Source organism: Micromonospora citrea (genome assembly GCF_900090315.1).
GTDB lineage: Bacteria > Actinomycetota > Actinomycetes > Mycobacteriales > Micromonosporaceae > Micromonospora > Micromonospora citrea.
Map to the genome: position 1 here is coordinate 1,153,683 of NZ_FMHZ01000002.1, position 26,261 is coordinate 1,179,943.

A 26,261-nucleotide genomic window follows, 5' to 3' on the forward strand; every position below is an offset into this window, starting at 1 on the left:
GTCCGGCCCGGCGTGCGCAGGCGGCGGTCCGGCCGGTGCCGGTCGCGCAGCGCCCCGGGCGGGCGGCGGACCAGCGTGGGCGACGCCGGTCGGGCCTGGCACGGCGGTGGGCGTGCCGTCGGTCGGGCGGGACGGTTCGCCGCCCGCCCGGGCCCGGCCGGTCACCTGTCCGGTGTCGTCGCCCGGGTGCGGCGGCGGGGTGCCGGGCCGCGCGCGGCCCGCGGGAGGGCGGCCCGTCCCGGCGCCGCGCTGCTCCGCCCCGGGCGCCGGTGGCGGGCCCCCGGGTGCGGGCGGCGCCGCTGCCGTTCGGTTGACGGTCGGCAGCGCGGGATCGGTGTGGTGCGTCCGTCCGGCCTGCCGGAGCCAGTCGGCCGGGCGTTCCGGTCGACCGCCCCGGGACTCCGCCGGGCCCGGCTGCCGCCGGTCCGGCGCCCCGTCGCCGGGCGCCACGCGGCGCCCCGCTGCGGGGTCCTGCCCCTCGACGGGCGCCGTTCGGCGCCCCCGGGCCGGTCCGGTCTCTGCGTCGGGGCGACGGGCGGGCGCGGGAACGCCCGCCGCGGCACGCCGGCCCCGGGCGGACGGGTCGGCGTCCTCGGCCGCCGGCCGACCCCGGCCCGGCGCCTCGGTCTCGTCGGACGCGGCCCGCCGGCCGCGGGGGGCGGGGCCGGGATGCGCGGGCGCCGGCCCGGCATCCGGCGCGGAGAACGCGCCGGGCACCGCCGGGGCGTTGCCGGAGCGGGGCACGGACGGCTCGTCCGGTTCGGCGGCACGGCGGCGGCCGGCCCCCGCGCCGGGGCGTCGACCGTCGACGGCCTCTCCGGCCGACGCGCCGGCCGGGCCGGTTGTCGGGGCGGCCGACGCCGCACGTCCGCGGCCGCCGGTGGGGGCTGCCGAGGGCGCGAGCCCGGGACCACCGGCCTGGGCCGGCCCGGCCGGGTCGATCGGGCCGCGTCGCAGCCGGCCGGACCGGGGGTCACGTTCGTCGGACGGGCCGGCGGGCGGCTCGCCGACGGGCGGCTGGGCGACGCCAGCCGGCGGGACGCCGACCCGGGCGGCGCCGACGGGCCCACCCGGCCGGCCGGACGCGCCCGGGGTCGGCGCGACAGCTCGACCCGGCCGCCGACCCGGCGGTTCCATCGGTGCTGCCGCGTGCGGTGCTCCCGCGTCGCCCATCGACGGGCCGGCGGGCTGTCCGGAGCGCGGGCTCGCCGGCGGACCGGAGTGCGGGCGGACCAGCGGGCCGGCGGAGGGCCCGGACGGCGGGGCCGCCGGCGGACCCGGTTGCGGGCGGACCGGCGGGCCGGCGGGCGGCCGGCCGGCCGGCGACGCGGCAGCGGCCGGCGGACCGGCCGGCGGGCGCGGACCGGCCGACGCGCTGCCCTGAGGACCGGCCGGTGGGCCGGATACGGGTTGGGGGCGTCGGTCGGTCCCGTCCGGGCCGGGCTGCGGTCGGCCCGCCGGGGCCCGGCGTCCGGGCTGTGGCGCGGGGGCGACACCGGGCGCGGAAGCGACACCGGGCGCGGGAGCCGCCGGGCCGGCCGGTCGGGACCCGGGCCAGGGCCCGTCCGTCGGGCCGGCCGGTCGGGGCTCCGCCGCGCCGGGCCAGGGCCCGTCCGCCGGGCGAGCACGCGGAGGCTCCGCGGCACCGCGTCGCACCGGGGGCGCGGCGGCCGGACCGGAGGCGCGGTGGGGCGGCCCGGCCGGCCCCGGCGGCGTCGGGGCGCCCGGGGGCGGCGGGGGCTCCGCCCCGCCCGGCCCCAGTTCCGTCCGCTGCTGCTTGGCCGAGCGCAGGTCGTCGATCCAGCCGAACTCCTCGCCGCTGATCGGCTCCTCGGGCTCGGCCTCGGCCTTGCCCCGCCCCCAGCGGCGACCCTTGGCGCGGGAGTCGCGCCGCTCGTCCGGGCCGTCCTCCGGTCGCTCCGAACCACGCGATCTCACTGCTGCTGCTCCTCCTCGGCGGCGTCACTGCCGCCCTCTCTGGCCGCGCCGGCGCCGACCGTGTCCGCCGGCCGGCGGCCGTCGCCCGCCGGCCCACCCGTCACCGTGACCGGCGTCTCCGCCGGGGTGACCGGGGCCGGCAGCCCCCGGACGATGCGGCGCAGCAGCGGCAGCCGGGTGGCCACGGCCCGCTCCGCGCCGTGCTGGCTGGGCCGGTAGTAGTCGGTGCCGACGAGGTCGTCGGGAGCGTACTGCTGGGTGACCACGCCGCGCTGGTCCTTGTGGGGGGTGCGGTAGCCGGTGCCGTGCCCGAGGCCCTTGGCGCCCGAATAGTGCGCGTCACGCAGCCCGCGCGGCACCGGCCCGCCCCGGCCGGCCCGCACGTCGGTGATGGCCGCGCCGATCGCGGCGGTGGCCGAGTTGGACTTCGGGGCGGTGGCCAGGTGGATCACGGCCTGGGCGAGGTTGAGCTGCGCCTCGGGCAGCCCCACGAACTCCACCGCGTGGGCGGCGGCGGTGGCCACGCTCAGCGCCGTCGGGTCGGCCATGCCGACGTCCTCGCTGGCGAAGATGACCAGGCGGCGGGCGATGAAGCGGGCGTCCTCGCCGGCGACCAGCATCCGGGCCAGCCAGTGCAGCGCCGCGTCCACGTCCGAGCCGCGCATGCTCTTGATGAAGGCGCTCGTCACGTCGTAGTGGGCGTCGCCGGCGCGGTCGTAGCGCACGGCCGCCACGTCCACCGCCTGCTCGGCGGTGGCAAGGTCGATCCGTTCGGCGCCGAGGGCCGTGGCGGAGGCCGCCGCCGCCTCCAGCGCGGTGAGCGCCTTGCGTACGTCGCCGGCCGCGAGGCGGACCAGGTGGTCCTCTGCCTCGGTCTCCAGCTTCAGCGCGCCACCGAGGCCGCGCTCGTCGGTCACCGCGCGGCGCAGCAGGTCACGCACCGCCGCGTCGTCGAGCGGCTGGAGGGTGAGCAGCACGCACCGCGACAGCAGCGGTGAGATCACCGAGAAGTACGGGTTCTCGGTGGTCGCCGCGAGCAGCGTGACGGTGCGGTCCTCGACGGCGGCGAGCAGCGAATCCTGCTGGGTCTTGCTGAACCGGTGCACCTCGTCGATGAAGAGCACGGTCTGGGGGCCGCCCGAGCGGCGCTGCCGGCGGGCCGTCTCGATCACCGCGCGCACGTCCTTGACCCCGGCGGTGAGCGCCGACATCGCGACGAAGCGGCGGTCGGTGGCCCGGGCGACCAGGTGCGCGATGGTCGTCTTGCCGCTGCCCGGCGGCCCCCACAGGATGACCGACATCGGCGCGCTGGCGGAGACGAGCTGGCGCAGCGGGGCACCCGGCGCGAGCAGGTGGTCCTGCCCGACCAGCTCGTCGATGCTGCGCGGACGCATCCGGACCGGCAGGGGCGAATCCTCCCCCACCGCCGTGAAGCTGTCCACACCGACGGAACCCGCGGGCGCGGGGGGCGCTCCGGCGGGCTCACCGAGGGAGAAGAGGGCGTCGGACTCCATCACGAGAACAGTACCGGTCCCGTCCCACGGCTCCGGAAGCGCGCCGCGGGACGGGACCGACGATGATCGTTCGCGGTCAGCCCCGGCCCGGACGCCGACCCCGGTACCAGCGACCGCCGCCCCCACCGCGCGGGCCGCTGCCGACGCCGGCCAGGTAGAGCGAGAGCAGCAGCAGGCCCAGCATCAGCAGGGTGGTCGGGTTCAGCAGGTCCGGTGCACCGAGGCGGGTGTCGAAGAGGTCGAGCAGCAGGGCGAAACCGAAAACGATGGCCGCGAGAATGGCGAGCATGTCGTTCCTCCGGTGGGGGTTCCCAGTAGGTCGGCGCGGGATGTACCCGATCGGTCCGCTCGCCAATCTCCACCGTGGAGCCCTCCGCTCCGGAGGCCGCCCGCTTTGACCGGTACGCCGAAAATGGCGACCCGGACGGGCCGCGCGCGCCGCCGACGCCCGGTGACGGCCCGCCGAGGGCGCGGAGGCGGCCGGCGTGTCACCTCACGGTCGCGCCGATCTCGGCAGGGTGAGCACCTCGGCCCCGTCGTCGGTGATGGCGATCGTGTGCTCGCTGTGCGCCGTCCGGCAGCCGGTCGCGCTGCGGAGCGTCCAGCCGTCGGCATCGGTCACCAGCTTTGCGGTGTCCGCCATGACCCAGGGCTCCAGTGCCAGCAGCAGCCCGGGACGCAGCCGGTAGCCACGACCGGGCCGCCCCGTGTTCGACACGTGCGGGTCCTGGTGCATCGTCGAGCCGACGCCGTGACCGCCGAACTCGGTGTTGATCGGGTATCCCGCCTCGCTGAGGACCGAGCCGATGGCGTGGGAGACGTCGCCGACGCGGGCTCCGGGGCCGGCCGCGGCTATCCCCGCGCTCAACGCGCGCTCGGTCGCGTCGATCAGCGCGAGGCTCTCCGGGGGCCTCGCGTCGCCCACGACGAAGCTGATGGCGGAGTCGGCGACGACCCCGTCCGTGGAGACGGCGAGGTCGAGCGTCAGCAGGTCGCCGTCGGCGAGCGGGTAGTCGTGCGGCAGTCCGTGGAGCACGGCGTCGTTGACCGACGTGCAGATGTAGTGGCCGAACGGCCCGCGCCCGAAGGACGGCTCGTAGTCGACGTAGCAGGACTGCGCCCCGGCCTCGGTGATCATGGCCTGCGCCCACCGGTCGATGTCCAGCAGGTTCGTGCCGACCGTGCTGCGGCTCTTCAGCGTCTGCAGGACGTCGGCGACCAGGGCGCCGGCGTCCCTCGCGCGCAGCAGTTGGGCGGGGGTCAGGATCTCGATCATGCAGCGCCTTCCGCGGGGCCGATAATTATCCCGGCCATATTATCCCGGTACTAGAATCGGGCCATGGTCAGGTTGCCGCTCACTCCCGCGGAGGTCGAGCGCGGTCAACGCCTCGGCGCCCTCCTGCGACGCGCCAGGGGGGAGCGTTCGATGCTCGTCACCGCGCTGGCCGCAGGCGTCTCCCCGGAGACCCTTCGGAAGATCGAGTCCGGTCGGGTGGCCACCCCCGCCTTCCCGACCATCGCCGCGGTCGCCGACGTCCTCGGCCTCTCCCTCGACGCGGTGTGGTCGGAGATCAACCGGTCGGACGGCGGGGCCGAACTCGGGGCGTCGGATCGCCACCCGGCCGAGCGGCTGGCCTCGTAGGTCCCATCCCGCGACCCCTCGCCGGTCGCCGACGACGCAGGGCGGGCGTCGCACGCCGGGCCCCGACTCGCCAGGTGGGCGCGCACCGGGACTCCGCTTCCCCGCCGGCGCGAGCCGAGGACGTGCCCGCCGGAGGCCGCCGACGCCCCGCCCCCCGGGCCGGTGCATCTAGGCTGACAACATGATCGTCGCCGACCAGGTCCTGGAGGGGCGGGACGCCATCCTGACTGCCGCCGGCCACCACCCGTACGCCCGGCACTCGCTCCGGCGCGGCGAGCGACCGCGCGGCTGGCGGCGCGACGACGCGGTGGGCTGGCTGCTCCCTGCGGAGCACGGCCCGGCCGGCGGCGCGATCGGCGCTCCCGGGCCGGCGGTCGACGTCTTCGCCGGTCTCCTGGCGGAGGGCGTGCTGCTCCCCGGCCAGTGGCTGCACCTGCCGCGGCTCGACCCGGCGGCGCTGACCGGCCGGTTGGCCGTGGCGCGGCACGACGAGTGGGACTTCCTCTGGGCCACGACCGCCCCGCCGCGCCAGCCCGAGGAGGATCGGGTGGTCCGGCTCACCGAGGCCGACCATCCGGCGCTGGCCGAGCTGATCGACGAGTCCTTCCCGACCACCACCTCCCGGCCGGGCGACCCCCGGGTCGTCGACTGGTACGGCATCCGCGACGGCGACCGGATCGTCGCCTGCGGCGCGGACCGCAGCCGGGGCGACGTCGGCTTCCTCGCCGGACTGACCGTCGCTGCCGGACTGCGCGGCCGAGGGCTGGGCGCGGCGCTGACCGCCGGGATGACCCGGGCGCTGTTCGCCCGGCACGACACCGTGGCGCTCGGCGTCTACACCGTCAACGTCGGCGCGATCCGGCTCTACCGGCGGCTCGGCTTCACCAACGCGCTGGCCCGCAGCTCGGTGCACCTGGCCTGAGCGCGCCGGCGGCCCTCTCCGGGGCCGACGGCACGCCGGACGTTCAGCCGCCCTGCGCCGGCGCGTCCACCGCCGACCGTCCACCCGCCGGCTCGACGGGCCCGGTCCCCGATGTCTCCGGAGCGGGGAGCGGGCCGGCGGCCTCCGGCCCCGGGAGCGGGCCGGCGACGGGGCCCGCCTCCGACGCGGACACGAGGTCGGGGCCGTCCGGCGTGCCGCGGCCGGCGCGCCAGGCGGGCAGGTAGAGCGGGGCCGCGACGGCCAGCACGACCGCGCCGAGCAGCATGGCGGCGCTGACGCTGACGGCGTCGGCGAGCGCGGTGAGCACGACGGCGCCGACGGCGAACCCGGGCTGGCCCATCATCGAGTTGAGCGAGATCACGCTGGTCCGGTAAGGGCCGTCGACCTGCCGGTGCAGCAGCCCCGTGTGCAACGGGTTGGACGCCCCGTGCACGGCGTAGCAGGCGAGGTAGGCGACCAGCACCCCGGTCGGGCCGGCGAGCAGGCCCATCCCGACCACCGTCGCACCCTGCAGGATCCGCAGCAGGGCGGCGCTCGGCGCGGCGCCCAGCCGGCGCAGCAGCAGCGGGGTGAGCGCGGCGCCGGCCGCCCCGGCCAGCCAGGCCGCCGAACTGGCCGGTCCCAGCAGGGCCGCCGCCCGGTCCGGGTCGCCCACCACCTCGGCGAGCCGGACGGGAAGCAGCGACTCGAAGGTGACCATGCCGAAACCCCAGAACAACTCGACGCAGACCAGGGCGAGCAGCACCCGGGAGCGGCGGAGCAGCCCGACCGCCTGCCCGACCATCCGCGGCGCCTCGGCCACCGACGCCCGCAGCGCCCCGGCGCCCTTCGCGGGGCGGGCCTCCACCAGCAGCACCAGCAGTGCGACCAGGGCCGCCGCCTGCGACACGAACGCGACCAGCACCGGCAGGGTGAGGGCGCTGACCGGCCCGATCGGGCCGAGCGCGACGAGACCGCCGCCGAGCAGCGCGCCGGCGCTGATGGTGACGCCGATGACGGTGCCGGCGTAGCCGAGGCCCGGCTCGTAGTCGGCCTCCGGGTCGGCGGCGAGGGTGGCGTCGACGTACCAGGACTCCAGGGGGCCGCTGTCCAAGGCCCGGAAGACACCCTGCAACGCCCAGATCAGGAAGAACAGCGCGAACGAGTCGGCGACGGCGAACAGCGCCAGCGAGACGAGGTTGACCAGCCAGGCCGCGATCAGGACCGGGCGGCGCCCGAGGGCGTCGGCGAACCCGCCGGTGGGCAGTTCCAGCGCCAGCACGACCAGCCCTTGGGCGACGGAGACCAGGCCGATCTGGGACAGCGTCAACCCCCGCTCCTGCATGAGCAGGATCATCACGGGGACCATCAGGCCGGTGGGCAGCCAGCGCAGGCCGTGCAGCACGAGGAAGCGGCGCCGCACCTGGCGTACGGACAGCGCGCTCACCGCTTCCCCTCCGACCGGGGAAAGGCGGCGTGGAAGACGTGCACCGACCGGGCGTCAGGCTCGTCGGGCGGCGTCTCGTCCCGGTAGCGCATCAGCAGCGCCCACAGCTCGTCGTTCAGCGCCCGGAGCCGGTCCGGACCCAGCTCCAGCACCAGGTCTCCCATGCCGGCGGCGTCCCGCCACTGCGGGGACTGGTGCGGCGCGTCGGCCATCCAGCGCTCGGCCAACTCGGCCATCAGCCGCACCTGGTCGCCCTGGATCCACTCGACCGCCGCCCGGGCGTCCGGGTCGTCGTCGAAGTCGGTCGGCTCGAAGTTGCTGATGTCGTGCGCCGCCCGCCACCACCGCTGCCGGCCGGCGCCGCGGTCGAGATCCTCGGTCACCAGCCCCACCTCGGCGAGCTGCCGCAGGTGGTAGCTGGTCGCCCCGGAGTTGGTGTCCAGCTTCTCGGCCAGCATGGTCGCGGTCGCCGGGCCGTCCAGGCGAAGCGTGCCGAGCAGCCGCATCCGCAGCGGATGGGCCAGGACGCGGACCTGCCGGTGGTCGAGGTGGACGGCGCGCGGCGCGTCCGGGGACGGCGATGCGTTCTCCATGTACGCACGATATCTGTGCACACTTTCTATGCACAATAGTTGTGCATAGAAAGTGTGCGTCGATCGTCGTGAGTTGCCCGTGCTCGCGCACGTCGGGTGGGAGGCGAGCAGGCCTCAGGGGGCGAGAAGCTCGCGGATGCCGCGCAGTCGGGTCGGCAGCAGGGCGGCGGCACGGGACGAGTCCAGGCGTACCTCGGTGGGGCGGACCAGCCCCGTGGAGGCGCTGGTGGTGGTCTTCAGCCCGCCCGGATCGAGGCCGAAGCGGGCCGCGACCAGCCGCCCCATCTCGGCCCGGCTCACCGGGTCCGGACCGGCGACGTTCAGCGGTCCGGCGTACCGGCTGTCGACCAGGTCGAGGACGGCGGCGGCGAGGTCGGTGACGTCGACCGGGCAGCGGATCTCGTCGGTGAACAGGGCGGCCCGCCCGCCGAGGGCGTCGAGGCAGAGCCGGATCTGCTTGCTCCGCTCGTCGCCCACGATCAGCGAGGTACGCACCAGCACGGCGCCCGGGTCGATCGCCCGCACGGCGGTCTCGGCGGCCGCCTTCGCCGCCCCGTACGGAAAGATTGGGCTCGGCGGCTCGTCGTCGGCGTACGGCTCGGGGCGGCCTGCGTGCAGCGCGTCGCTGGACAGGTGCACCAGCCGCGACCCCGCCTCGGCGGTCGCGTACGCCACGTGGGCCGCGCCGTCGGCGGTCACTGTCCACTCCGCGTACCGGTAGGGGGTGCTGACCACGGCGTCGGGTCGCACCCGCGCAACCAGGTCGCGCACCGCGGCGCGGTCCGTCACGTCCAGGCGGTGCGCCTCGACGCCCGGCACGTCGACGCCGCCGGAGTGGTACGTCCCGACCACCCGCTCCCCCGCCGCGACCGCCTGCCGGCACACCTCGCCGCCGAGGTGGCCGCTGGCCCCCACCACGAGCAGCGTCATGCCGCCCCCTCTCCTCGCGTCGACGCCCCGGGACCCTGACCGCTCGGCGCCTCCGAGCCCCGACCTCGTCGCCTCCGGGACCCGGCACCGGGTCCCGGGAGACCCGCGTCAGGTCGCCAAGCGAATCATGACGCGGACCTCCCGGCCTGTCGGGGAACTCGGCCCGGACCGGTCAGGTCGGGTCGGCGACCGGGGCCGCCGGGCCGGCCGTGCCGGTGTGCGGGGCGGCCTGCGGCTTGGGCTTGGCGTCGATGCCGGCCTCGGTGCGCTGCTGGGCCGTGATCGGCGTCGGCGCGCCGGTCAGCGGGTCGAAGCCACCCCGGGTCTTCGGGAAGGCGATGACCTCGCGGATCGAGTCCGCGCCGGCGAGCAGCATGCAGACCCGGTCCCAGCCGAAGGCGATGCCGCCGTGCGGCGGGGCGCCGTACTTGAACGCCTCCAGCAGGAAGCCGAACTTGTCCTGCGCCTCCTCGGGCGTGATGCCGAGCAGGTCGAAGACCCGCTGCTGCACGTCGCCCCGGTGGATACGGATGGAGCCGCCGCCGATCTCGTTGCCGTTGCAGACGATGTCGTACGCGTAGGCCAGCGCGCGGTCCGGCGCCTCCTCGAACCGGTCGACCCACTCGGCGTTGGGCGAGGTGAACGGGTGGTGCACGGCCGTCCAGCCACCCTCGTCCGTGCGCTCGAACATCGGCGCGTCGACCACCCAGCAGAACGCCCAGGCGCTCTCGTCGACCAGCCCGGCCCGCTTGGCGATCTCGATCCGGGCCGCGCCGAGCAGCTCCTGCGCCTCCCGGGTGTTGGCGCTGGCGGCGAAGAAGACCGCGTCGCCCGGCTTGGCGCCGACCGCGTCGGCGAGCCCGCCCAGGTGCTCGGCGGAGAGGTTCTTCGCCACCGGCCCGCGCGCCTCGCCGGTCTCGGCGTCGAGCACCACGTACGCCAGGCCGCGCGCGCCGCGCGCCTTGGCCCAGTCCTGCCAGCCGTCCAGCTCCTTGCGGCTCTGCGATGCGCCGCCCGGCATGACGACCGCGCCGACGTAGCCACCCGCGTCGATCGCGCCGGCGAAGACCCGGAACTCGGTGCCGCGCAGGTACTCGGTCAGCTCGGTCAGCTCGACGCCGTAGCGCAGGTCGGGCTTGTCGGAGCCGTAGCGGGCCATCGCGTCGTGCCAGGTGATGCGCGGGATCGGCCGGGAGATCTCGTGGCCGGCCAGGTCCTTCCAGAGCGCCGAGACGATCGCCTCGCCGAGGTCGATCACGTCGTCCTCGGTGACGAAGGACATCTCGATGTCGAGCTGGGTGAACTCCGGCTGCCGGTCGGCGCGGAAGTCCTCGTCGCGGTAGCAGCGGGCGATCTGGTAGTACCGCTCCATGCCGCCGACCATCAGCAGCTGCTTGAACAGCTGCGGCGACTGCGGCAGCGCGTACCAGCTGCCCGGCTGGAGGCGTACCGGCACCAGGAAGTCGCGGGCGCCCTCCGGGGTGGACCGCGTCAGCGTCGGCGTCTCGATCTCCAGGAAGTCCCGCTCGTGCAGCACCGTCCGGGCGAGCTGGTTGGCCCGCGAACGCAGCCGCATCGCCTTCGCCGGGCCGCTGCGGCGCAGGTCGAGGTAGCGGTAGCGCAGCCGGATGTCGTCGCCGGCCTCGACCTGGTCGTCCACCGGCAGGGGCAGCGGCGCGGCCTCGGAGAGCACCTCCAGCTCGGCGGCGGTCACCTCGATCTCGCCGGTCGGCAGCTCCGGGTTCTCGTTGCCCTCGGGGCGGCGGGTCACCTCGCCGGTCACCCGGACGCAGAACTCGTTGCGCAGCGCGTGCGCGTCCTCCTCGCGGAACACCACCTGGACCACGCCGGAGCCGTCGCGCAGGTCGACGAAGATCACGCCGCCGTGGTCGCGCCGGCGGGCCACCCAGCCGGCGAGCGTCACCGTGGTGCCGGCGTCCGTCGCGCGCAGGCTGCCGGCGTCATGGGTACGGATCACGACTTGCGTCTCCTCATCTGCGGTACACCGTTACCCCTGGCATTCTGTCAGCCTCCCCGGGCGCGGGTCCGCGCCACCCGTCGACGCGTCCGTGCTGCGCGCCGCGTCGGCGGGCGGCTCGACGACGGCCTCGCCGTGACCGGAGCCTCAGTCCTCCGGGATGTCCCAGGCGGTCGCCTTGATGACCACCGCCCGGTCGTTGCTGATCGACACGACCTCGACCAGCACCATCCGCCACTCGTCGCGACGCTCCCGGGCCTTGCCGTAATTGGTTCGGATGCAGAGCCAGCCGCCCTTGCGCAGCGGCACCTCCGCGTTCTCCGCGATGGGCGCGGCGCGGATGGCGTCCGCGCACTCCTGCGGTCTCATGCCGGCGCGCGCCGCCTCGCTGCCGTCCACCCCGGTGCTCAACTGCACGTAGGGCGCTCCCGCCTGGCAGCCCGGGCTGAGCGTGAACTCCGCGCCGTTGGAGCCGACGTTGGCGCGCGGCTCGTCGAGATCCACGCGCATCTCGGTGAAGCACTCCGCCGGTTTGAGGGTGAGGCTCTGCCCCTCGTAGTTCGGCCGGTAGACGGTCCGCTCGTTGAGCTCGGGAGGCTCCCCGGGCGGGCGTGGCGCACCCCCCGGTGTGCCCTCGCCGTCGGGCGTGGCCGTCGGGCCGGCCGGCTCCGGCGCCGACGACGCGCCGCCGTCGGGCGTGGCGGCGGGCGCGCCGACCGGCGCCCGGGCCGACGCGATGTCCCGCGCCGTGTTGGCCTGGTCGAGCGCCCGCCAGGAGACGACGGCGGACCCGAGGGCGGCCAGCAGGGCCAGCGACGCGATACCGATCACCAGCGCGCCGAACCGGTTGGCCCCCAGGCCGCCCCGGCGCGCTCCGGGCGGCGCCGCCGGCTGCGGAATCGCGGCGCCACCCGTCGGCGGTGCGGGAGGCGTCGTTCCGTGCTGCCGCGCCGCGGCAGGGCTGGGCGGCTGGGGGGACGCACCCCGCTGATCGTCGGGCTGGTTCACGCCTATTACCTCCTGCAACGGCAGAGGTCAATTCGGGAAGGCCGGGTCCGCAGTTTCTTGACGCCCGGGCCGGCACGGTATCAGGAACTCGCCACTGCCGGACGGAGTATTCTTCGCCGACGCGGCGATGACGACGCCCGTCGAATTCCGCGTCGCACTTCATGGCCACCGTGGAAGGACGATGTGCCGGACATGACGAGTTCCAGCCAGGCACCTGCGCCGTCTCCCGACCGGGGATCGTCGGCGGGCCGCGGCACGCGGATGGCAGCGACCTTCACCGTGCTGGGGGTGCTGATCGCCGCGCTCGCGTTCGCCCGGGACGTCTTCGACTGGCGTGTCGGGCCCGAAGCCACGACGTCGTCGGCCCCGCCGACAGGCGTGGCGGTGGTGGACCCGACGGGGTCGACCGGGCCTGGGTCGGCCCGCCCGGCGGCCAGCCCGCCGCAGACGGTCCGATTGGACACGCTGCAGGTCGAGGCCGGTTCGGCCAACCTCACCAAACTGCCGCGGCAGCTGGCCGATCGTCCGGAATACGAGCGGGCGATCGTTGTCGGTTGTCCGACAAACGCTGGCGCGGACAAGCAGCGGGACGTGGCCTTCCGACTCCAGCGCCGTTTCCTCGACCTGAACGCGACCGTGCACCCGTACTTCGCATCGCCCGAGGACCGCGAGAGTGCGGTGATCGTCTATGCGCAGGTGGCAATCCACAAAACCGACGGCACCGTCTCGCGGTTGACCCGGGGTCAACAGTTCGAGGCGCGCATGTCCGACCCCCGCGAGCTTGTCGCGGACGTCGAGGGTGCCGACGAGTTGATCCTGCGGGTCCAGTGTGAGGCTCCCGGCGGGTCGGTCGTCTTCACCGGAGCGACGGTCACCCGGGGCTGACGGCGGGATCAGTCGGGCGGATCGGCGGGGAGCAGATGGTTCACCACGATCGTCCCGGCGGTGAGCGCCCGGGCCCGCTCCTCCGCGCCACGGTCGGCGCCGGTAAGCCGCCCGCCGTGCTGGCGCAGGTGCTCCTCCCAGGAGGGCACCTGGTAGACCTCGACGAAGCCGTGCTCCCGCTCCCCCGTGCGGAACAGCCCCCAGCGCATCGCCCCGGTACGCCGGCGCGACCGGCCCACCAGCCGCATCGCCGCCACGAACTCGGCCTGCCGCTCGGGCGGCACCGTGTAGGAGACGGTCACCAGCACCGGCCCGGTACGCGGGTCCGCGGGTAGCGTCAGGTGCGGCTCGGGCCACCACACCGCCGGGTCACGGTCGACGCCCCGGGTGTCGCGCAGCGGCCAGAACGGCACGGTCGCCGCGCCGGCCGTCATCAGCGCCGCCGCCACGGCGAGCGCGACGACGAGGCCGGCCACCTCGCCGAGGGCGCCCCAGGCCACCGCGCCGAGCGCCTGCCCGCCGGCGAAGACCATCTGGTAGACCGAGAGCCCGCGGGCGCGTACCCAGCCGGGCAGGAAGAGCTGCATCGCGGCGTTGACGCTGGACAGCACGGTCATCCACGCCATGCCGGCGGGCACCAGTGCCAGCGCGACCGGCACCGGCCCGGGAGACAGGGCGAGCACCCCGAGGACGGCGGCGTAGACCAGCCCGGCAAGCAGCAGGAGCCGACTGGTGGTGAGCGCCAGCCTGATCCGGGGTAGCACGAGGGCGCCGGCCACCGCGCCGACGCCGAGCGCGGCGAGCAGCATCCCGTACCCGCCGGCGCCCAGGTGCAGCCGGCGACTGGCGACCAGGGGCAGCAGGGCCCACAGGGCGCTGCCCGGCACCACGAACAGCGCCGCGCGCAGCAGGATCCGGCGGACCACCGGCGAGTGCCGCACGTACCGGCCACCGGCGCGCAACGCGGCGGTGAACCGCTCCGGCACGTCGTCGCCCTCGGGCCGTTCCGGCCGCCAGCGCAGCAGCGCCAGCGCGAAGACGGCGAACGACACCGCGTTGACGGCGAAGACGGTGGCGACGCCGGCCCGGGCCACCAGCACGCCCGCCACGGCCGGCCCGACCGAGCGGGCCAGGTTGACGCTGATCGAGCCGAGGGCCGAGGCCGAGACGAGCTGGGACCGGGGCACCAGCTCGGGGATGATCGCCTGCCACGCCGGCAGGGTCAGCGCCTGGCCGACGCCGAGGGCGAAGGTGAGGGTGAGCAGCAGCGCCGGCGGCATCCGGTCGGCGACGGTCAGCCCGGTCAGCAGTACGCCGACGGCGGCGAGAAAGCACTGCACGCCGATCAGCAGCCGGCGGCGGTCCAACGTGTCGGCCAGCGCGCCGGCGGGCAGGGCGAGCAGCAGCACGGGCAGCATGCTGGCCGTCTGTACCAGCGACACCAGCGTCGAGGCGTTGGCCTCGTCGACGAGCAGCCACTGCGCGCCGACCGTCTGCATCCAGGTACCCACGTTGCTGGCCAGCACAGCCAACCAGAGGCTACGGAAGGCAGCGAGCCGCAGTGGTGCCCAGGCGGAGGCTGGCGGGGTCGCGGGGTAGTTCACCGACCGGAACGTACCCCGGCCGGCCCGGCCTCACCCGGCGAACCGGGCAGGCACGCGGACGGGCCGCCGGGATCACCCGGCGGCCCGCTGACGCGCGTTCGGTCAGAAGATGCTGACGCCGTAGCGGCTCAGCGCCTCGGTGACCGGCTGGAAGTAGGTGGTGCCGCCCCAGCTGCAGTTGCCGCTGCCGCCGGAGGTCAGGCCCAGGGCGGTGGAGCCGCTGAACAGCGAGCCGCCGCTGTCGCCCGGCTCGGCGCAGACGTTGGTGCGGATCAGGCCGGAGACCGAGCCCTCGGCGTAGTTCACCGTGGCGTTGAGCGCGGTCACCGAGCCGCCGCGCAGGCCGGTGGTGCTGCCGGAGCGCTGCACCGACTGGCCGACGTACGCGTTGCCGGCGCCGGTGATGTCGCGGTAGCTGCCGTTGTAGAGGTAGACGTTGCCGGCCGCGTTGGCGGAGTTGCTGTGCCGCACGATGCCGTAGTCGTTGCCCGGGAAGCTGCTGCCGGCGCGGGTGCCCAGCAGGCTGGTCTGGCCGGAGTTGCTGTACCAGCTCGAGGAGATGTTGGTGCAGTGCCCGGCGGTCAGGAAGTAGTAGGTGCTGCCGCTGCGGACGTTGAAGCCGAGCGAGCAGCGACCGCCGCCACCGGCGTAGATGGCCTGGCCGCCGGAGATGCGGGTGCTCAGCACGCCGGCCTCGGCCTCGATGCGGATCGCGCCGTTCATCCGCGCGGCGGCGGCCTTCACGCGCTCCAGCTTGGCACCGGTGACGGTGCTGTCGACGGAGACGACGACCTGGTTGGTGGCCGGGTCGGTCCACCAGGCGGTGCCGGGGATCTTCGCGGAGCGGTCCAGCTCCGCGGTGGCGCGGGCCAGCTCACCGGCGCCGCGCTTGACGAACTTCGGGGTCGCGCCGGCGGCGCTGACCTGCCGAGCGGCGAGCGCGTCGGTCACGGTGACGACCATCTTGCCGCTGGCGTCGGCGTACGTGCCGGCGGAGCGGTCGCCGAGGCGCTCGGCAAGGCCGGCGGCGGCGTCCGGGGAGGCGAACGCGGGTGCTGCCTGGGCGGGCGCGCCGATCAGCGAGCCGGCAACCAGAGCTCCGGCCGCGGCGAGGGTGGCGGCACGACGGAGCGATGACCTCGTGGGTCGCATGCAACAACCTCCATGGAGGGGGCGACTGGCCCGCGTCGGGGGTGACGGGGCCGGGACCAACCCGGCCGATCTGGGGGAACCGGTCGAGCTCACTGAAGTATTCACATACTTAAGATCGTAGGCAAGACCGAGCTTTGTCCTTTTCGCCCGAGCTGCGGCCGTCACCTGCCCGAAACATTGTGGACACTGATCCGCGTCTATACGCTCTGTTCACCGCCCCGACACCGTCGGCACCCGCGATCCGGAGGCCACCATGAAGCCCTTCCGACGGCTGTTCGCCCCCCTCGCCGCAGTCACCGCCCTCGTCCTGCTGGCCGGCACCCCGGCCGCGGCCGACCCCGGGCCGCCCCCGAGTTCGATGGCCAGCCTCGGCGACTCGATCACCCGCGGCTTCAACGCCTGCGGCTGGTACACCGACTGCACCTCCCGGTCCTTCAGCACCGGCGGCGACTCCACGGTGAACAGCCACTACCTGCGCATCCGCGCGACCAACGCGGCCATCGCCGGCCGCAACCACAACGACGCCCGCAGCGGCGCCAAGTCCGCCGACATGTACGGCCAGGCCGGCACCGCCGTCAGCCAGGGCGTCGACTACGTCACCATGCTGATCGGCGCCAACGACGCCTGCACCGGCTCCGAGTCGACGATGACGTCGGTGTCCACCTTCCGGGCCAACATCGACTCCGCGCTCAACCGCCTGCGGGCGGGCCTGCCCAACGCCAAGGTCCTCGTGATCAGCATCCCGGACATCCACCGGCTCTGGTACGTCGGCAAGGACAGCGGCAGCGCCCGCAGCGCATGGTCGCTCTTCGGCATCTGCCAGTCGATGCTGGCCAACCCGACCTCCACGAACCAGGCCGACGTCGACCGCCGCAACCGGGTCCGGCAGCGCGTGATCGACTTCAACGGCCAGCTCGCCCAGGCCTGCGCGGCGTACGGGGCGAACTGCCTGTTCGACGACAACGCGGTCTTCGGCTACCCGTTCGCCCTCGGGCAGCTCTCCGGCTGGGACTACTTCCACCCGAACACCAGCGGCCAGCAGGTCCTGGCCAGCGTCTCGTACGCCGCCGGTTTCCGCTGGTGACCACGGCCGCGCGTGGGCGCGAACGGCGCCCACGCGCGGCCACCGCCCCACCGCGCCCGTAGAGAAGTGGGGGCATCACCGCCGGCGGAGAGCCGGTAGTAGCCGCCTGGTCCCGGCTGGGCGTCGACGGGTAGCCGTAGCCACGGAGACGCTCGACGTCACGTCGTAGCGTGCGTGGGCTGACGTTGAGGCGGGCGGCGGGTTCCTCGCCGGTGAACGCCCGACCCGTCTGCAGCGCTGCCAGCAGGGCGAGGACTCGTTGTGTGAGGCCGCCATCAGATCATTGTCGGAGGAATCGCGGACATATTCTGGCCACATCTGCTCGTACTGTCGGGCGCATGTCGCAGCGCACGATCGAGATCCGGGGCGCCCGGACCAACAATCTGAAGTCCCTCGACGTCGAAGTGCCACGCGGGCAGGTGGTGGTGTTCGTGGGAGTCTCCGGGTCAGGTAAGTCGACGTTGGTGTTCGACACGATCGCCGCTGAGGCCGGCTACCAGCTCAACGAGACCTTTCCACCATTTCTCCGCAACCGGCTACCGAAATGGGCGCGGCCCGAGGTCGAGCAGATCCACGGTCTCTCGCCGATGGTGGTGATCGACCAGCGACGCATCGGCGGAAATGCACGCTCCACGGTCGGCACGATCACCGATGCGTGGACCTACCTCAGGCTCCTGTTCTCCCGCGTGAGCGCGCCGCACGTTGGCGAGTCCAACCACTTCTCCTTCAACGATCCCGCCGGCATGTGCACCACGTGCTCTGGCCTCGGCGAAGTGGTCGTCAGCGCCATTGACCGCTTCCTCGACCTGGACAAGTCGCTGAAAGACGGCGCCATCCTGCTGCCCGGCTTCGGCATCGGCGGCTACTGGTACTCCCAGTACGCCGACATCGGCACATTCGACGCTGGCACCCCCTTGCGCGACTGGACCCAAGCCGAACGCGACGCGCTGCTGTTCGGCGGCGAACACGCCGCACGCCTCGGCACAAAACCCCCAAAGGGCTACGAAGGCATCGTCGAACGGTTCGAACGGATCTACCTGCAGACCTCCGACAACCTGTCCGACCGCAAGCAGGAAATCCTCGCCCAGTTCACCCGCTCAGCCGTGTGCCCGGACTGCTACGGTGATCGGCTCAACGAGGCCAGCCGCACCGCCACCGTGCTCGGCTTCACCATCGGCGAGATGGCGCGCATGGAGATCAACGAACTCGCCGAACTGGCGACGAGGGTGACCGAGGCGAACGTGGCGCCGGTCGTGGCCGCGCTTAGGGCAAGGCTGGACGCCATGGTCACCATCGGTCTGGGATACCTCCACCTCGGCCGCGCCACCACGACCCTGTCCGGCGGCGAGTCACAGCGCATCAAGACCGTCAGACACCTGGGTAGCAGTCTGGTCGAGATGCTCTACATCTTCGACGAACCCACCGTCGGCCTCCACCCGCACGATGTCGCCGCCATGACGAGGCTGCTTGAGCAGCTGCGGAACAAGGGCAACAGCGTCCTCGTCGTCGAGCACGACCCCGCCGTCATGGCCGTTGCCGACCAGATCATCGAGGTTGGGCCGGCCGCGGGCGACCAGGGCGGCAGGCTCGTCTTCCAGGGCAGCTTCGCCGAACTCCGCCGGGCCGGCACGCCAACCGCGACCGAACTCTCGCGGCGTCGGCCCATCAAGGACCAGCCACGAACACCACGCGGAAGCCTCACGGTCACCAACGCCACCCGCAACAACCTCAAGAACCTGACCGTGGACATCCCCACTGAGGTCATGACCGTGCTCACCGGCGTCGCCGGCTCGGGAAAGTCCAGCCTCGCCACGGAACTCGTCGCTCAACACGACGCCATCGTGATCGACCAGAAGCCGGTCACCACTAACCGTCGCTCAACCCCCACCACGTACACCGGCATCGCCACATCCATGCGGAAGCTGTTCGCACGCCACAACAACGTTCCGGCCAGCTTGTTCAGCGCCAACTCTGAGGGCGCCTGCCCCGACTGCGATGGCCTCGGCGTCATCCACACCGACCTCGCCTTCATGGAAGGACAGGAAACGGTCTGCGAAACCTGCCGGGGACGACGCTTCACTCCCTGCGTCCTGCGCTACACGGTCGATGGACTGTCCATCGCCGACGTCGACGAACTCACCATCACTGACGCCATCCACCGACTCCCCGATCCAGCAATCACGAAGGCACTGCGCCACCTCGATGACGTCGGCCTTGGTTACCTGAGACTCGGCCAGCCTCTGACAACCCTCTCCGGCGGCGAATGCCAACGCGTCAAGATTGCCAAGGAGCTCCGCGAAACCACGAATCCGACGCTCTACGTCCTCGACGAACCCACCACCGGGCTCCACCTCCGCGACATCGACACCCTGCTGCACGTTCTCGACAACCTCGTGGACCACGGCCACACCGTCGTGGTCATCGAGCACAATCTCCACGTCATCCGACAAGCCGACTGGCTCATCGACCTCGGACCGGGACCCGGCAAGCATGGCGGCCAGATTCTCTACCAAGGCCATGTCGCAGATATCACCAACACCGCCACCGCGCAAGCACTCAACGTCGCCACCCCGGCGTGAGTCGCATTCATCTCGGCTAGGCGACCCCGATCCGCCGCGACCGCCAGCCCTTCGTGCCCCTGAACGGCCCCGGTCCGCCGCGACCGCCGACGCTCCGCGCCACCGCGCGGCGCGCCCCGGCTGGGCGCTCAGTCGCTCCGGCGGCGGGCGCCCGGGCCGGGCCTCGGCACCACCTCGCGCGGGTCGGCCACCTCGTGCCCCCGCTCGCAGCTCAGCGCGACGCGCACCTCGGCGGCGCAGTCGCGGTGCACGACGGAAAGCGGCGAGCCCTCCGGGTCGGCGAGGTAGCGGTCGCCCCAGCCGAGGACGGCCACGAGCACCGGCCAGAGGTCGAGCCCCATGCCGGTCAGCCGGTACTCGTGGCGCACCCGGCTGCCCGGTTCCCGGTAGGGCTCGCGGCGCAGCACGCCACGCTCCACGAGCATCGCCAGCCGGTTGGTCAGCACCTGCCGGGGGATCCCGGTGCGCACCCGCATGTCGTCGAAGCGGCGGACACCGTTGAAGACCTCGCGCAGGACGACCAGGGTCCACCGCTCGCCGAGGACCTCCATCGCCCGCGCGATGGTGCAGTTCTCGACCGACCAGTCCAGTGCCGCGGGTCTCATGCGTTCCAGGCTAGGTCTGATTGACAGACTCAGCAATGCGCTGCCAGGCTGAGTCCATGACACAGACGCAGGACGCGGCGCGCAGCCGTACCTTCTCGTGGTCCGACCCGGGCATCAACGCCGCGCACCTCGGCCGGCGCGGCGGCCTGGAGCTGCTCCGCGCGATGATCGCCGGCGAGCTGGCGGCGCCGCCGATCATGCACCTGGTCGACATGTCGCGGATGGAGGCCGACGAGGGGTGGGTCGCCGTCGAGCTGGTGCCCCAGGAGTTCCACTACAACCCGCTCGGCACCGTGCACGGCGGCGTCATCTCCACCCTGCTCGACACGGCGGCGGCCTGCGCGGTGCACACCACGCTGCCGGCCGGGGTCGGCTACACGTCGCTGGACCTGAACGTGAAGTTCCTCCGCCCGGTCACCGTCTCCAGCGGCACCCTGCGCTGCGAGGGCACGGTGGTGCAGCGCGGTCGCCGCACCGCGCTGGCCGAGGCGAAGCTGCTCGACGCGCAGGCCCGCCTGGTCGCCCACGCCACGTCGACCTGCCTCCTCTTCCCCCTGGACCACCAGCCCACCTGACCCCACCCCGCCCGCCCCGCGCCCCGGCCTCACCCCCGCCCGCCCCGTCGATCTTGCACTTTCGGCCCGCGTTACGCGAAGTTCGCGGCCTTCGCCCGGGCAGAAAGTGCAAGATCGCGGAGGCGAGGGCGGGAGGGCGGGGCGGGGCGATGGGGTGGGGTGGGTGAGACGCTCCGGGCGCGGTCGTCGTCGAGAGAGCCAGCGGCGACCGCGCCCGGAGTCCCGGGGCACCCGGCCGCGCCCGGAGTCCCGGGGCACCCGACCGCGCCCGGAGTCCCGGGGCACCCGACCGCGCCCGGAGTCCCGGGGCACCCGACCGCGCCCGGAGTCCCGGGGCACCCGACCGCGCCCGGAGTCCCGGGGCACCCGACCGCGCCCGGAGTCCCGGGGCACCCGACCGCGCCCGGAGTCCCGGGGCACCCGACCGCGCCCGGAGTCCCGGGGCACCCGACCGCGCCCGGAGTCCCGGGGCACCCGACCGCGCCCGGAGTCCCGGGGCGCGGCCGGGCGGCGGTCAGCGGGCGGCGAGGCGGGCGGCGCGGGCCGCGCGCTTCTCCTCGAAGCGGGACGCGGCGCGCTCCAGGCCGTCGAGGTGGGCGGCGATCTGGTCGCGGGCGGCCTCGCCGTCGGCGTCCAGGCCGGTCACGTTGAACACGTCCCACTGGCGCAGCACCGGGACGACCACCTCGTCGCGATGCTGGCGCAGGTCGTAGATGCCGGCGAGGGCGATCGCCACCGACTTGCGGGCGAAGCCCTCGATGCCGTTGCCCGGCATCTGGAAGTCGGCCACCACGTCGGCGACCGCCCGCATCGCCTGGCTCGGCGCCAGCTCGAAGGCCGCCGCCAGCAGGTTGCGGTAGAAGACCATGTGCAGGTTCTCGTCGGCCGCGACGCGGGCGAGCAGCGCCTCGCACGCGGGGTCGCCGGTCACCCGGCCGGTGTTGCGGTGCGAGATCCGGGTGGCCAGCTCCTGGAACGAGACGTACGCCAGGGAGTGCAGCACCTCGTCGTCGTGCGCGTTGGCGTACCCGGCCGACATGTGCGTCATCCGCGCCCGTTCCAGGGCCACCGGGTCCACCGCCCGGGTGACGGTCAGGTAGTCGCGGATGGCGGTGCCGTGCCGCCCCTCCTCGGCGGTCCACCGGTGCACCCAGGTGCCCCACGCGCCGTCGCGGCCGAACAGGGTGGCGATCTCGTGGTGGTACGAGGGCAGGTTGTCCTCGGTCAGCAGGTTGACGATCAGCGCGGTGCGGGCCACCTCGGGGATCGTGGAGTCGGTCTCGGCCCACGCCTCGCCGCCCAGCGGCCCGTCGAAGGTGCGCCCCTCGCTCCACGGAACGTACTCGTGCGGGAACCACTCCTTGGCGACGGCCAGGTGCCGGTCGAGGTTCTTCTCGACGACGGGCTCGAGTTCGACGAGCAGGGCGGTCTGGCTGAGTGCGGTCACGACGATCTCCCTACGGTGGCGTAACTTACGCCACCGTAGGTCCGATCGTCCGTACGCGCCAGTAGCGTCTCAGCCGACCAGCGGCCTGAGGTCGGCCCGGGGCGGCGTCCACTCCCCCGCCGCCGCGGCCACCTGCTCGCCCGAGCGGATGTCCTTCACCTCGTCGGCGGCCCCCTCGACCCCCGGGAACCAGACGTACGGGATGCCCCGCCGCTCGGCGTAGCGGATCTGCTTGCCGAACTTCGCCGCGCTCGGCGACACCTCCGTCGGTACGCCCCGGGAGCGCAGCGCCTCGGCCACCCGGTTGCTCGCCGGCCGCTGCTCCTCGCTGGTCACCGCGACCAGGACGCACGTCGGCACGTCCCGCGACACCGACAGCGCCCCGGCGCCGAAGAGCAGCCCGAGCAGCCGGGTCACCCCGATCGAGATGCCCACCCCCGGGAAGCGGGCGGCGCCGGAGCTGGCCAGGTTGTCGTAACGGCCGCCGGAGCAGATCGAGCCGAACCGCTCGTAGCCGATCATCTGCGTCTCGTAGACCGTGCCGGTGTAGTAGTCCAGGCCCCGGGCGATGCGCAGGTCGGCCACGCACAGGCCCGGGGAGTGGGCGGCGGCGGTCTCCACCACCCGCACCAGCTCCTCGATCCCCTCGTCGAGCAGCGGGTCGGTCACGCCCAGCGCGCGCACTGCGTCGGCGAAGGACGCGTCCGGCGCGGAGATCTCCGCCAGCGCCAGGCACGCCTTGGCCTGCGCCTCGCTTGCCCCGGCGGTCTGCGCCAGCAGCTCGGCCACCCTCGCCGGGCCGATCTTGTCGAGCTTGTCCACCGCGCGCAGGGCCGCCTCGGGGTCGGTCAGGCCGATGCCCCGGTAGAAGCCCTCGCAGATCTTGCGGTTGTTGACCTGGATGCGCACCGGCGGGATCGGCAGCGAGCGCAGCGCGTCGCCGATGACCAGCGGCATCTCCGCCTCGTGGTGCGGGGCCAGGGTGTCCCGGTCGACGATGTCGATGTCGGCCTGGAGGAACTCGCGGTAGCGCCCCTCCTGCGGCCGCTCGCCCCGCCACACCTTCTGGATCTGGTAGCGGCGGAACGGGAACTGGAGCCTGCCGGCGTTCTCCAGCACGTAGCGGGCGAACGGCACGGTCAGGTCGAAGTGCAGACCGAGCGCGTCGTCGCCGGCCGGCCCGTCGGCGTCGGCCTGCAGGCGCCGGATCAGGTAGACCTCCTTGGAGGTCTCGCCCTTGCGCAGCAACTGGTCCAGCGGCTCCACCGCGCGGGTCTCCAGCGGGGCGAAGCCGTACAGCTCGAAGGTGTCGCGGATCCGGTCGAGGACGTACTGCTCGATCATCCGCTGGGCGGGCGTCCACTCCGGGAAGCCGGAGATGGGCGTGGGCTTGCTCATGATGCTCCGTTCGCAGACCCGCGCGGCACCGCGCGGGCGAAGGCTGGTGCGGCCGGCGACGGCCGCGGGGCAGGCTCGGCGCGGCCGGTCACCGGCCGCGGGGGTGCGGGCTCCGCGGCCGGCTACAGGCCGCGGGCGGGGGCGGCCGGTCGCGCGCCACCCGCCACCTCGACGAGGTACGGGTTGGTCGCGCGCTCGCGGCCGATGGTGGTCGCGGGGCCGTGGCCGGGCAGCACGACGGTGTCGTCCGCCAGCGGGAGGATCTTGTCCCGCAGGCTGCCGATCAACGTCGGCATGCTGCCGCCCGGCAGGTCGGTGCGGCCGATGGAGCCGGCGAACAGGACGTCGCCGGAGAGGCAGAGCTGATCCGCCTCCCAGGGCGAGCCGGCCGCCGGCAGTCGGAAGAGCACCGACCCGCCGGTATGGCCCGGGGCATGGTCGACGGTGATCTCCAGCCCGGCGAGGGCGAGCGTGGCGCCGTCGGCCAGCTCGGCGACGTCCTCCGGCTCGGTGTACGGCAGCCGCCCGCCGAAGAGCGAGGCGAGCTCCGCCGACAGCCCCTTCGCCGGGTCGGCCAGCATCTCGCGGTCAGCAGGGTGCACGTACGCGGTGATCCCCCGGGCGCCGCAGACGGGCGCGACCGAGAAGGTGTGGTCGAGGTGGCCGTGGGTGAGCAGCACGGCGGCGGGGTGCAGCCGATGCTCGGCCAGCAGCGCGTCGAGCCGGTCGAGCACCCCGATGCCGGGGTCGACCACCACGCACTGCTCCCCCGGCGCGGTGGCGACCACGTAGCAGTTGGTGCCGAAGGCGTCGGCGGGAAAGCCGGCCACGAGCACGTCCGCTCCCCTTTCGTCGAGCCGTCACGTCCTGCGAGCAGCCTAACCGGCGACGCGACCGGGTTCGGCGCATCCGTCCCGCCGGCCCCGTCGGTCACAGTGACGCGTCCCGATAGAACCCCGCCCGGACCTCGTACACCACTTTCCCAGCCGGTAGCCGTACACTCTGGCGGGCGTGTGGCGTGGCGCACCTGCCGCCGAGCGGGCGCGGGACGCCCGACCACCGGTGACGACCAGGGTAGAGGAAGGGGAGCACGGGTGGCTTCCAGCAGGGACCGGCAGCGCAAACTGGCGCGCGCCAAGCTCGACCGGCAGCTCGCGCGCCGGGCCGCAGCCGCCAAGCGTCGCCGGCAGATCCAGGCCGGTGTCGGTGTCGCCGTCGTCCTCGCGCTGATCGTGGTCGGCTCGGCCTGGGCGCTGGGCGCCTTCGACGACGACCCGAAGGAGAACACGGCCGCCGACGACGTCTGCCTGTGGACCCCGCAGGACGCCACGGTCAACACCAACCTCAAGGACGTCGGCACCCCGGCCACCAAGGGGCTGCCCACCTCCGGCGTACGCCCGATGACGGTCACCACCAACCAGGGCGCGCCGATCACCGTCGAGCTGGACCTCGCCGGCGCCCCGTGCGCCGCGGCGAGCATCGCCCACCTGGCGAGCCGGTCGTTCTACGACAACACCAAGTGCCACGAGATCACCGCCGAGGGCGCGGTGCGGTGCGGCGACCCGAGCGGCACCGGGCTGGGCGGTCCGACCTACTCGTTCTACGACGAGAACGTCCCCACCCCCGAGCCGTCGGCGAGCCCGGCGCCGGGTCAGCCCGCGACCTACCCGAAGGGCACGGTCGCGATGATCGCCAACCCGCCGGGGGCGAACGGCAGCCAGTTCCTGATCTTCTTCGAGGACTTCACCACCGCCACCCCGAAGTACCCGGTCATCGGCCGGGTGACCGGCGGGATCGACGTGGTGGAGAAGATCGGTGCCAAGCCGACCGTGGACAATGGGACGGGGGCCAAGGTCAAGCCCAAGGACGACGACGTGGTCGTCCAGAGCCTGACCGTCGGTGAGCCCGTGGCGCAGGTGACGTCGTCCCCGGCGCCGACGCCGTCCGCGTCGGGCGCCCCGGCGGCCAGCCCCAGCGCCGGCTGACCCCGGCCGCCTCACCAACCTCAGCGGCACCGACCGCGCCCAGAGAAGCCCAGGAGGATCCAGGCGTGACGTCCACCAGAGAGCGGCAGCGCGCGGCGGCCCGCGCCCGGCTCGAGAAGGAGATGGCCGAGCGGGCGGCCAGGGCCCGCAAGCGCCGGCAGACCCAGGCGATCGTGGGCGCCGCGTCGGTGCTGGTGCTCGTCATCGCCGGCACGGTGTGGCTCGCCACCACCCTGGGCGGCGACGACGACAAGAGCGACACCGCGGGGCCGGCTGCCGACCACGTGCAGTGCGCCTGGACCGAGCTCCCCGCCGACCAGCGCACCAAGCAGATCAAGGACGTCGGGCTGCCGCCGGCGCAGCAGGCGAACACCGGCACCCAGACGATGACGATCGACACCAACCTCGGCCCGATCACCGCCAAGATCGACCGGTCGGCCGTGCCCTGCACCGCCGGCAGCTTCACCCACCTGGCGGAGAAGAACTTCTTCGACAACAGCAAGTGCCACCGGCTGGTCACCGAGGGCATCAAGGTGCTCCAGTGCGGCGACCCGAGCGCGACCGGCAAGGGCTGGCGGGAGACCGACGGCACCGGCGGTCCCAGCTACCGGCTCGCCGAGGAGAACCTGCCCACCGACAAGCGTCCGCCGTACCCGGAGGGCGTGATCGCCATGGCCAACTCCGGCCAGCCGGGCAGCACGGGCAGCCAGTTCTTCATCGTCTACGGAGACTCGCCGCTGGACCCGAACTACACCGTCCTCGGCACCGTCACCGGTGGCATGGACATCGTCAAGCAGGTCGCGACGGCCGGCGACGACAAGGCGTTCGCGCAGCAGGCCGGTGGTGGTCACCCGAAGAAGGAGGTCACCATCAAGAAGCTCACCATGAGCGCCCCCCAGGGCTGACCCCCCACCCCGTACGACGAGCGCCCGCCGGCCCCGCCGGCGGGCGCTTCCCTTTCCCCATCCCCGTCGA

At 73.9% G+C, this 26,261-nt stretch carries 22 protein-coding genes and 1 pseudogene; 8 read left to right on the forward strand and 15 right to left on the reverse strand.

Features of this window, described 5'->3' with window-relative positions; all coding sequences use genetic code 11:
* Positions 1 to 1,934 precede the first annotated feature (1,934 nt).
* The 3 genes from GA0070606_RS05440 to map all read right to left on the reverse strand — a co-directional run bounded on the left by GA0070606_RS05440 (position 1,935) and on the right by map (position 4,728).
* Positions 1,935 to 3,452 carry a replication-associated recombination protein A gene (locus GA0070606_RS05440; RefSeq protein WP_091095620.1) on the reverse strand — a complete coding sequence of 506 codons (1,518 nt, stop codon included), beginning with the start codon at positions 3,450 to 3,452 and terminating at the stop codon, positions 1,935 to 1,937.
* Between the two features lie 76 nt (positions 3,453 to 3,528).
* Positions 3,529 to 3,741: a hypothetical protein gene (locus GA0070606_RS05445; protein WP_091095623.1), complete on the reverse strand. Its 213-nt coding sequence runs from the start codon at positions 3,739 to 3,741 to the stop codon at positions 3,529 to 3,531.
* A 204-nt stretch (positions 3,742 to 3,945) separates the two neighbouring features.
* Positions 3,946 to 4,728, reverse strand: a complete 783-nt coding sequence (gene map, locus GA0070606_RS05450) for a type I methionyl aminopeptidase (protein ID WP_091095624.1) — start codon at positions 4,726 to 4,728, stop codon at positions 3,946 to 3,948.
* Between the two features lie 63 nt (positions 4,729 to 4,791).
* Here map and GA0070606_RS05455 point away from each other — a divergent pair, with 63 nt between their 5' ends.
* A complete protein-coding gene (locus GA0070606_RS05455) occupies positions 4,792 to 5,094 on the forward strand; it encodes a helix-turn-helix transcriptional regulator (protein WP_091095626.1) in 303 nt (100 codons plus the stop codon).
* 181 nt (positions 5,095 to 5,275) lie between these two features.
* A complete protein-coding gene (locus GA0070606_RS05460; protein WP_091095628.1) occupies positions 5,276 to 6,016 on the forward strand; it encodes a GNAT family N-acetyltransferase in 741 nt (246 codons plus the stop codon).
* A gap of 43 nt (positions 6,017 to 6,059) precedes the next feature.
* On the opposite strand, the gene GA0070606_RS05465 is transcribed toward GA0070606_RS05460, so the two are convergent.
* The 5 genes from GA0070606_RS05465 to GA0070606_RS05485 all read right to left on the reverse strand — a co-directional run bounded on the left by GA0070606_RS05465 (position 6,060) and on the right by GA0070606_RS05485 (position 11,795).
* Positions 6,060 to 7,463: an MFS transporter gene (locus GA0070606_RS05465; protein ID WP_091095630.1), complete on the reverse strand. Its 1,404-nt coding sequence runs from the start codon at positions 7,461 to 7,463 to the stop codon at positions 6,060 to 6,062.
* Positions 7,460 to 8,056: an ArsR/SmtB family transcription factor gene (locus GA0070606_RS05470; RefSeq protein WP_091095632.1), complete on the reverse strand. Its 597-nt coding sequence runs from the start codon at positions 8,054 to 8,056 to the stop codon at positions 7,460 to 7,462. The genes GA0070606_RS05465 and GA0070606_RS05470 overlap by 4 nt, the downstream gene beginning before the upstream one ends.
* 114 nt (positions 8,057 to 8,170) lie before the next feature.
* Positions 8,171 to 8,986, reverse strand: a complete 816-nt coding sequence (locus tag GA0070606_RS05475) for an SDR family oxidoreductase (protein ID WP_091095634.1) — start codon at positions 8,984 to 8,986, stop codon at positions 8,171 to 8,173.
* Positions 8,987 to 9,158: 172 nt separating this feature from the next.
* Positions 9,159 to 10,964 (reverse strand): aspartate--tRNA ligase, encoded by a 1,806-nt coding sequence (aspS, locus tag GA0070606_RS05480; protein ID WP_091095636.1) that lies wholly within the window; start codon positions 10,962 to 10,964, stop codon positions 9,159 to 9,161.
* A gap of 147 nt (positions 10,965 to 11,111) precedes the next feature.
* Positions 11,112 to 11,795 (reverse strand): hypothetical protein, encoded by a 684-nt coding sequence (locus GA0070606_RS05485; protein ID WP_091095638.1) that lies wholly within the window; start codon positions 11,793 to 11,795, stop codon positions 11,112 to 11,114.
* Between the two features lie 369 nt (positions 11,796 to 12,164).
* Here GA0070606_RS05485 and GA0070606_RS05490 point away from each other — a divergent pair, with 369 nt between their 5' ends.
* Positions 12,165 to 12,857 carry a hypothetical protein gene (locus GA0070606_RS05490; RefSeq protein WP_141721592.1) on the forward strand — a complete coding sequence of 231 codons (693 nt, stop codon included), beginning with the start codon at positions 12,165 to 12,167 and terminating at the stop codon, positions 12,855 to 12,857.
* A gap of 8 nt (positions 12,858 to 12,865) precedes the next feature.
* Here GA0070606_RS05490 and GA0070606_RS05495 read toward each other — a convergent pair whose 3' ends face one another.
* Positions 12,866 to 14,461, reverse strand: coding sequence for an MFS transporter (locus GA0070606_RS05495; RefSeq protein WP_091095641.1), 1,596 nt, complete (start codon positions 14,459 to 14,461; stop codon positions 12,866 to 12,868).
* 102 nt (positions 14,462 to 14,563) lie between these two features.
* A complete protein-coding gene (locus GA0070606_RS05500) occupies positions 14,564 to 15,613 on the reverse strand; it encodes a S1 family peptidase (RefSeq protein WP_091095643.1) in 1,050 nt (349 codons plus the stop codon).
* A 253-nt stretch (positions 15,614 to 15,866) separates the two neighbouring features.
* On the opposite strand from GA0070606_RS05500, the gene GA0070606_RS05505 reads away from it, so the two are divergent.
* Positions 15,867 to 16,697, forward strand: coding sequence for a GDSL-type esterase/lipase family protein (locus GA0070606_RS05505; protein ID WP_091095645.1), 831 nt, complete (start codon positions 15,867 to 15,869; stop codon positions 16,695 to 16,697).
* A gap of 139 nt (positions 16,698 to 16,836) precedes the next feature.
* Here GA0070606_RS05505 and GA0070606_RS33660 read toward each other — a convergent pair.
* A pseudogene (locus GA0070606_RS33660) lies at positions 16,837 to 16,944 on the reverse strand (HTH domain-containing protein); the annotation flags it as partial.
* 91 nt (positions 16,945 to 17,035) lie between these two features.
* Between GA0070606_RS33660 and GA0070606_RS05515 the strand changes: the two are divergent.
* Complete coding sequence (locus GA0070606_RS05515) at positions 17,036 to 19,276, forward strand: ATP-binding cassette domain-containing protein (RefSeq protein ID WP_091095647.1); 2,241 nt, start codon at positions 17,036 to 17,038, stop codon at positions 19,274 to 19,276.
* A gap of 128 nt (positions 19,277 to 19,404) precedes the next feature.
* Here GA0070606_RS05515 and GA0070606_RS05520 read toward each other — a convergent pair whose 3' ends face one another.
* Positions 19,405 to 19,881 (reverse strand): winged helix-turn-helix transcriptional regulator, encoded by a 477-nt coding sequence (locus GA0070606_RS05520; RefSeq protein WP_091095649.1) that lies wholly within the window; start codon positions 19,879 to 19,881, stop codon positions 19,405 to 19,407.
* Between the two features lie 56 nt (positions 19,882 to 19,937).
* Here GA0070606_RS05520 and GA0070606_RS05525 point away from each other — a divergent pair, with 56 nt between their 5' ends.
* Entirely contained in the window at positions 19,938 to 20,456 is a 519-nt protein-coding gene (locus GA0070606_RS05525) for a PaaI family thioesterase (RefSeq protein WP_091095651.1), read from the forward strand.
* A 514-nt stretch (positions 20,457 to 20,970) separates the two neighbouring features.
* Here GA0070606_RS05525 and GA0070606_RS05535 read toward each other — a convergent pair.
* The 3 genes from GA0070606_RS05535 to GA0070606_RS05545 all read right to left on the reverse strand — a co-directional run bounded on the left by GA0070606_RS05535 (position 20,971) and on the right by GA0070606_RS05545 (position 24,137).
* Complete coding sequence (locus tag GA0070606_RS05535; protein WP_091095652.1) at positions 20,971 to 21,903, reverse strand: acyl-ACP desaturase; 933 nt, start codon at positions 21,901 to 21,903, stop codon at positions 20,971 to 20,973.
* A gap of 69 nt (positions 21,904 to 21,972) precedes the next feature.
* On the reverse strand, positions 21,973 to 23,301 hold the full coding sequence (gene hisS, locus GA0070606_RS05540; RefSeq protein WP_091095654.1) for a histidine--tRNA ligase: 1,329 nt from the start codon (positions 23,299 to 23,301) through the stop codon (positions 21,973 to 21,975).
* Between the two features lie 122 nt (positions 23,302 to 23,423).
* The gene (locus GA0070606_RS05545) at positions 23,424 to 24,137 is read right to left on the reverse strand and encodes an MBL fold metallo-hydrolase (RefSeq protein WP_091095656.1); all 714 of its coding nucleotides are present in this window, start codon (positions 24,135 to 24,137) and stop codon (positions 23,424 to 23,426) included.
* A gap of 258 nt (positions 24,138 to 24,395) precedes the next feature.
* Between GA0070606_RS05545 and GA0070606_RS05550 the strand changes: the two genes are divergently transcribed.
* Positions 24,396 to 25,286, forward strand: coding sequence for a peptidylprolyl isomerase (locus GA0070606_RS05550; RefSeq protein WP_091095658.1), 891 nt, complete (start codon positions 24,396 to 24,398; stop codon positions 25,284 to 25,286).
* Between the two features lie 65 nt (positions 25,287 to 25,351).
* Positions 25,352 to 26,191, forward strand: a complete 840-nt coding sequence (locus GA0070606_RS05555) for a peptidylprolyl isomerase (RefSeq protein WP_091095660.1) — start codon at positions 25,352 to 25,354, stop codon at positions 26,189 to 26,191.
* Positions 26,192 to 26,261 lie beyond the last annotated feature (70 nt).

What these genes read in the sequence shown, in the direction of transcription:
- GA0070606_RS05500 (WP_091095643.1), bottom strand. Translation starts at nt 15,613, where the DNA reads ATGCGACCCACGAGGTCATCGCTCCGTCGTGCCGCCACCCTCGCCGCG.
- GA0070606_RS05520 (WP_091095649.1), bottom strand. Translation starts at nt 19,881, where the DNA reads ATGAGACCCGCGGCACTGGACTGGTCGGTCGAGAACTGCACCATCGCG.
- GA0070606_RS05515 (WP_091095647.1), top strand. Translation starts at nt 17,036, where the DNA reads ATGTCGCAGCGCACGATCGAGATCCGGGGCGCCCGGACCAACAATCTG.
- GA0070606_RS05525 (WP_091095651.1), top strand. Translation starts at nt 19,938, where the DNA reads ATGACACAGACGCAGGACGCGGCGCGCAGCCGTACCTTCTCGTGGTCC.
- GA0070606_RS05455 (WP_091095626.1), top strand. Translation starts at nt 4,792, where the DNA reads ATGGTCAGGTTGCCGCTCACTCCCGCGGAGGTCGAGCGCGGTCAACGC.
- hisS (WP_091095654.1), bottom strand. Translation starts at nt 23,301, where the DNA reads ATGAGCAAGCCCACGCCCATCTCCGGCTTCCCGGAGTGGACGCCCGCC.
- GA0070606_RS05505 (WP_091095645.1), top strand. Translation starts at nt 15,867, where the DNA reads ATGAAGCCCTTCCGACGGCTGTTCGCCCCCCTCGCCGCAGTCACCGCC.
- map (WP_091095624.1), bottom strand. Translation starts at nt 4,728, where the DNA reads ATGATCGAGATCCTGACCCCCGCCCAACTGCTGCGCGCGAGGGACGCC.
- GA0070606_RS05490 (WP_141721592.1), top strand. Translation starts at nt 12,165, where the DNA reads ATGACGAGTTCCAGCCAGGCACCTGCGCCGTCTCCCGACCGGGGATCG.
- GA0070606_RS05460 (WP_091095628.1), top strand. Translation starts at nt 5,276, where the DNA reads ATGATCGTCGCCGACCAGGTCCTGGAGGGGCGGGACGCCATCCTGACT.
- GA0070606_RS05475 (WP_091095634.1), bottom strand. Translation starts at nt 8,986, where the DNA reads ATGACGCTGCTCGTGGTGGGGGCCAGCGGCCACCTCGGCGGCGAGGTG.
- GA0070606_RS05445 (WP_091095623.1), bottom strand. Translation starts at nt 3,741, where the DNA reads ATGCTCGCCATTCTCGCGGCCATCGTTTTCGGTTTCGCCCTGCTGCTC.
- GA0070606_RS05440 (WP_091095620.1), bottom strand. Translation starts at nt 3,452, where the DNA reads ATGGAGTCCGACGCCCTCTTCTCCCTCGGTGAGCCCGCCGGAGCGCCC.
- GA0070606_RS05470 (WP_091095632.1), bottom strand. Translation starts at nt 8,056, where the DNA reads ATGGAGAACGCATCGCCGTCCCCGGACGCGCCGCGCGCCGTCCACCTC.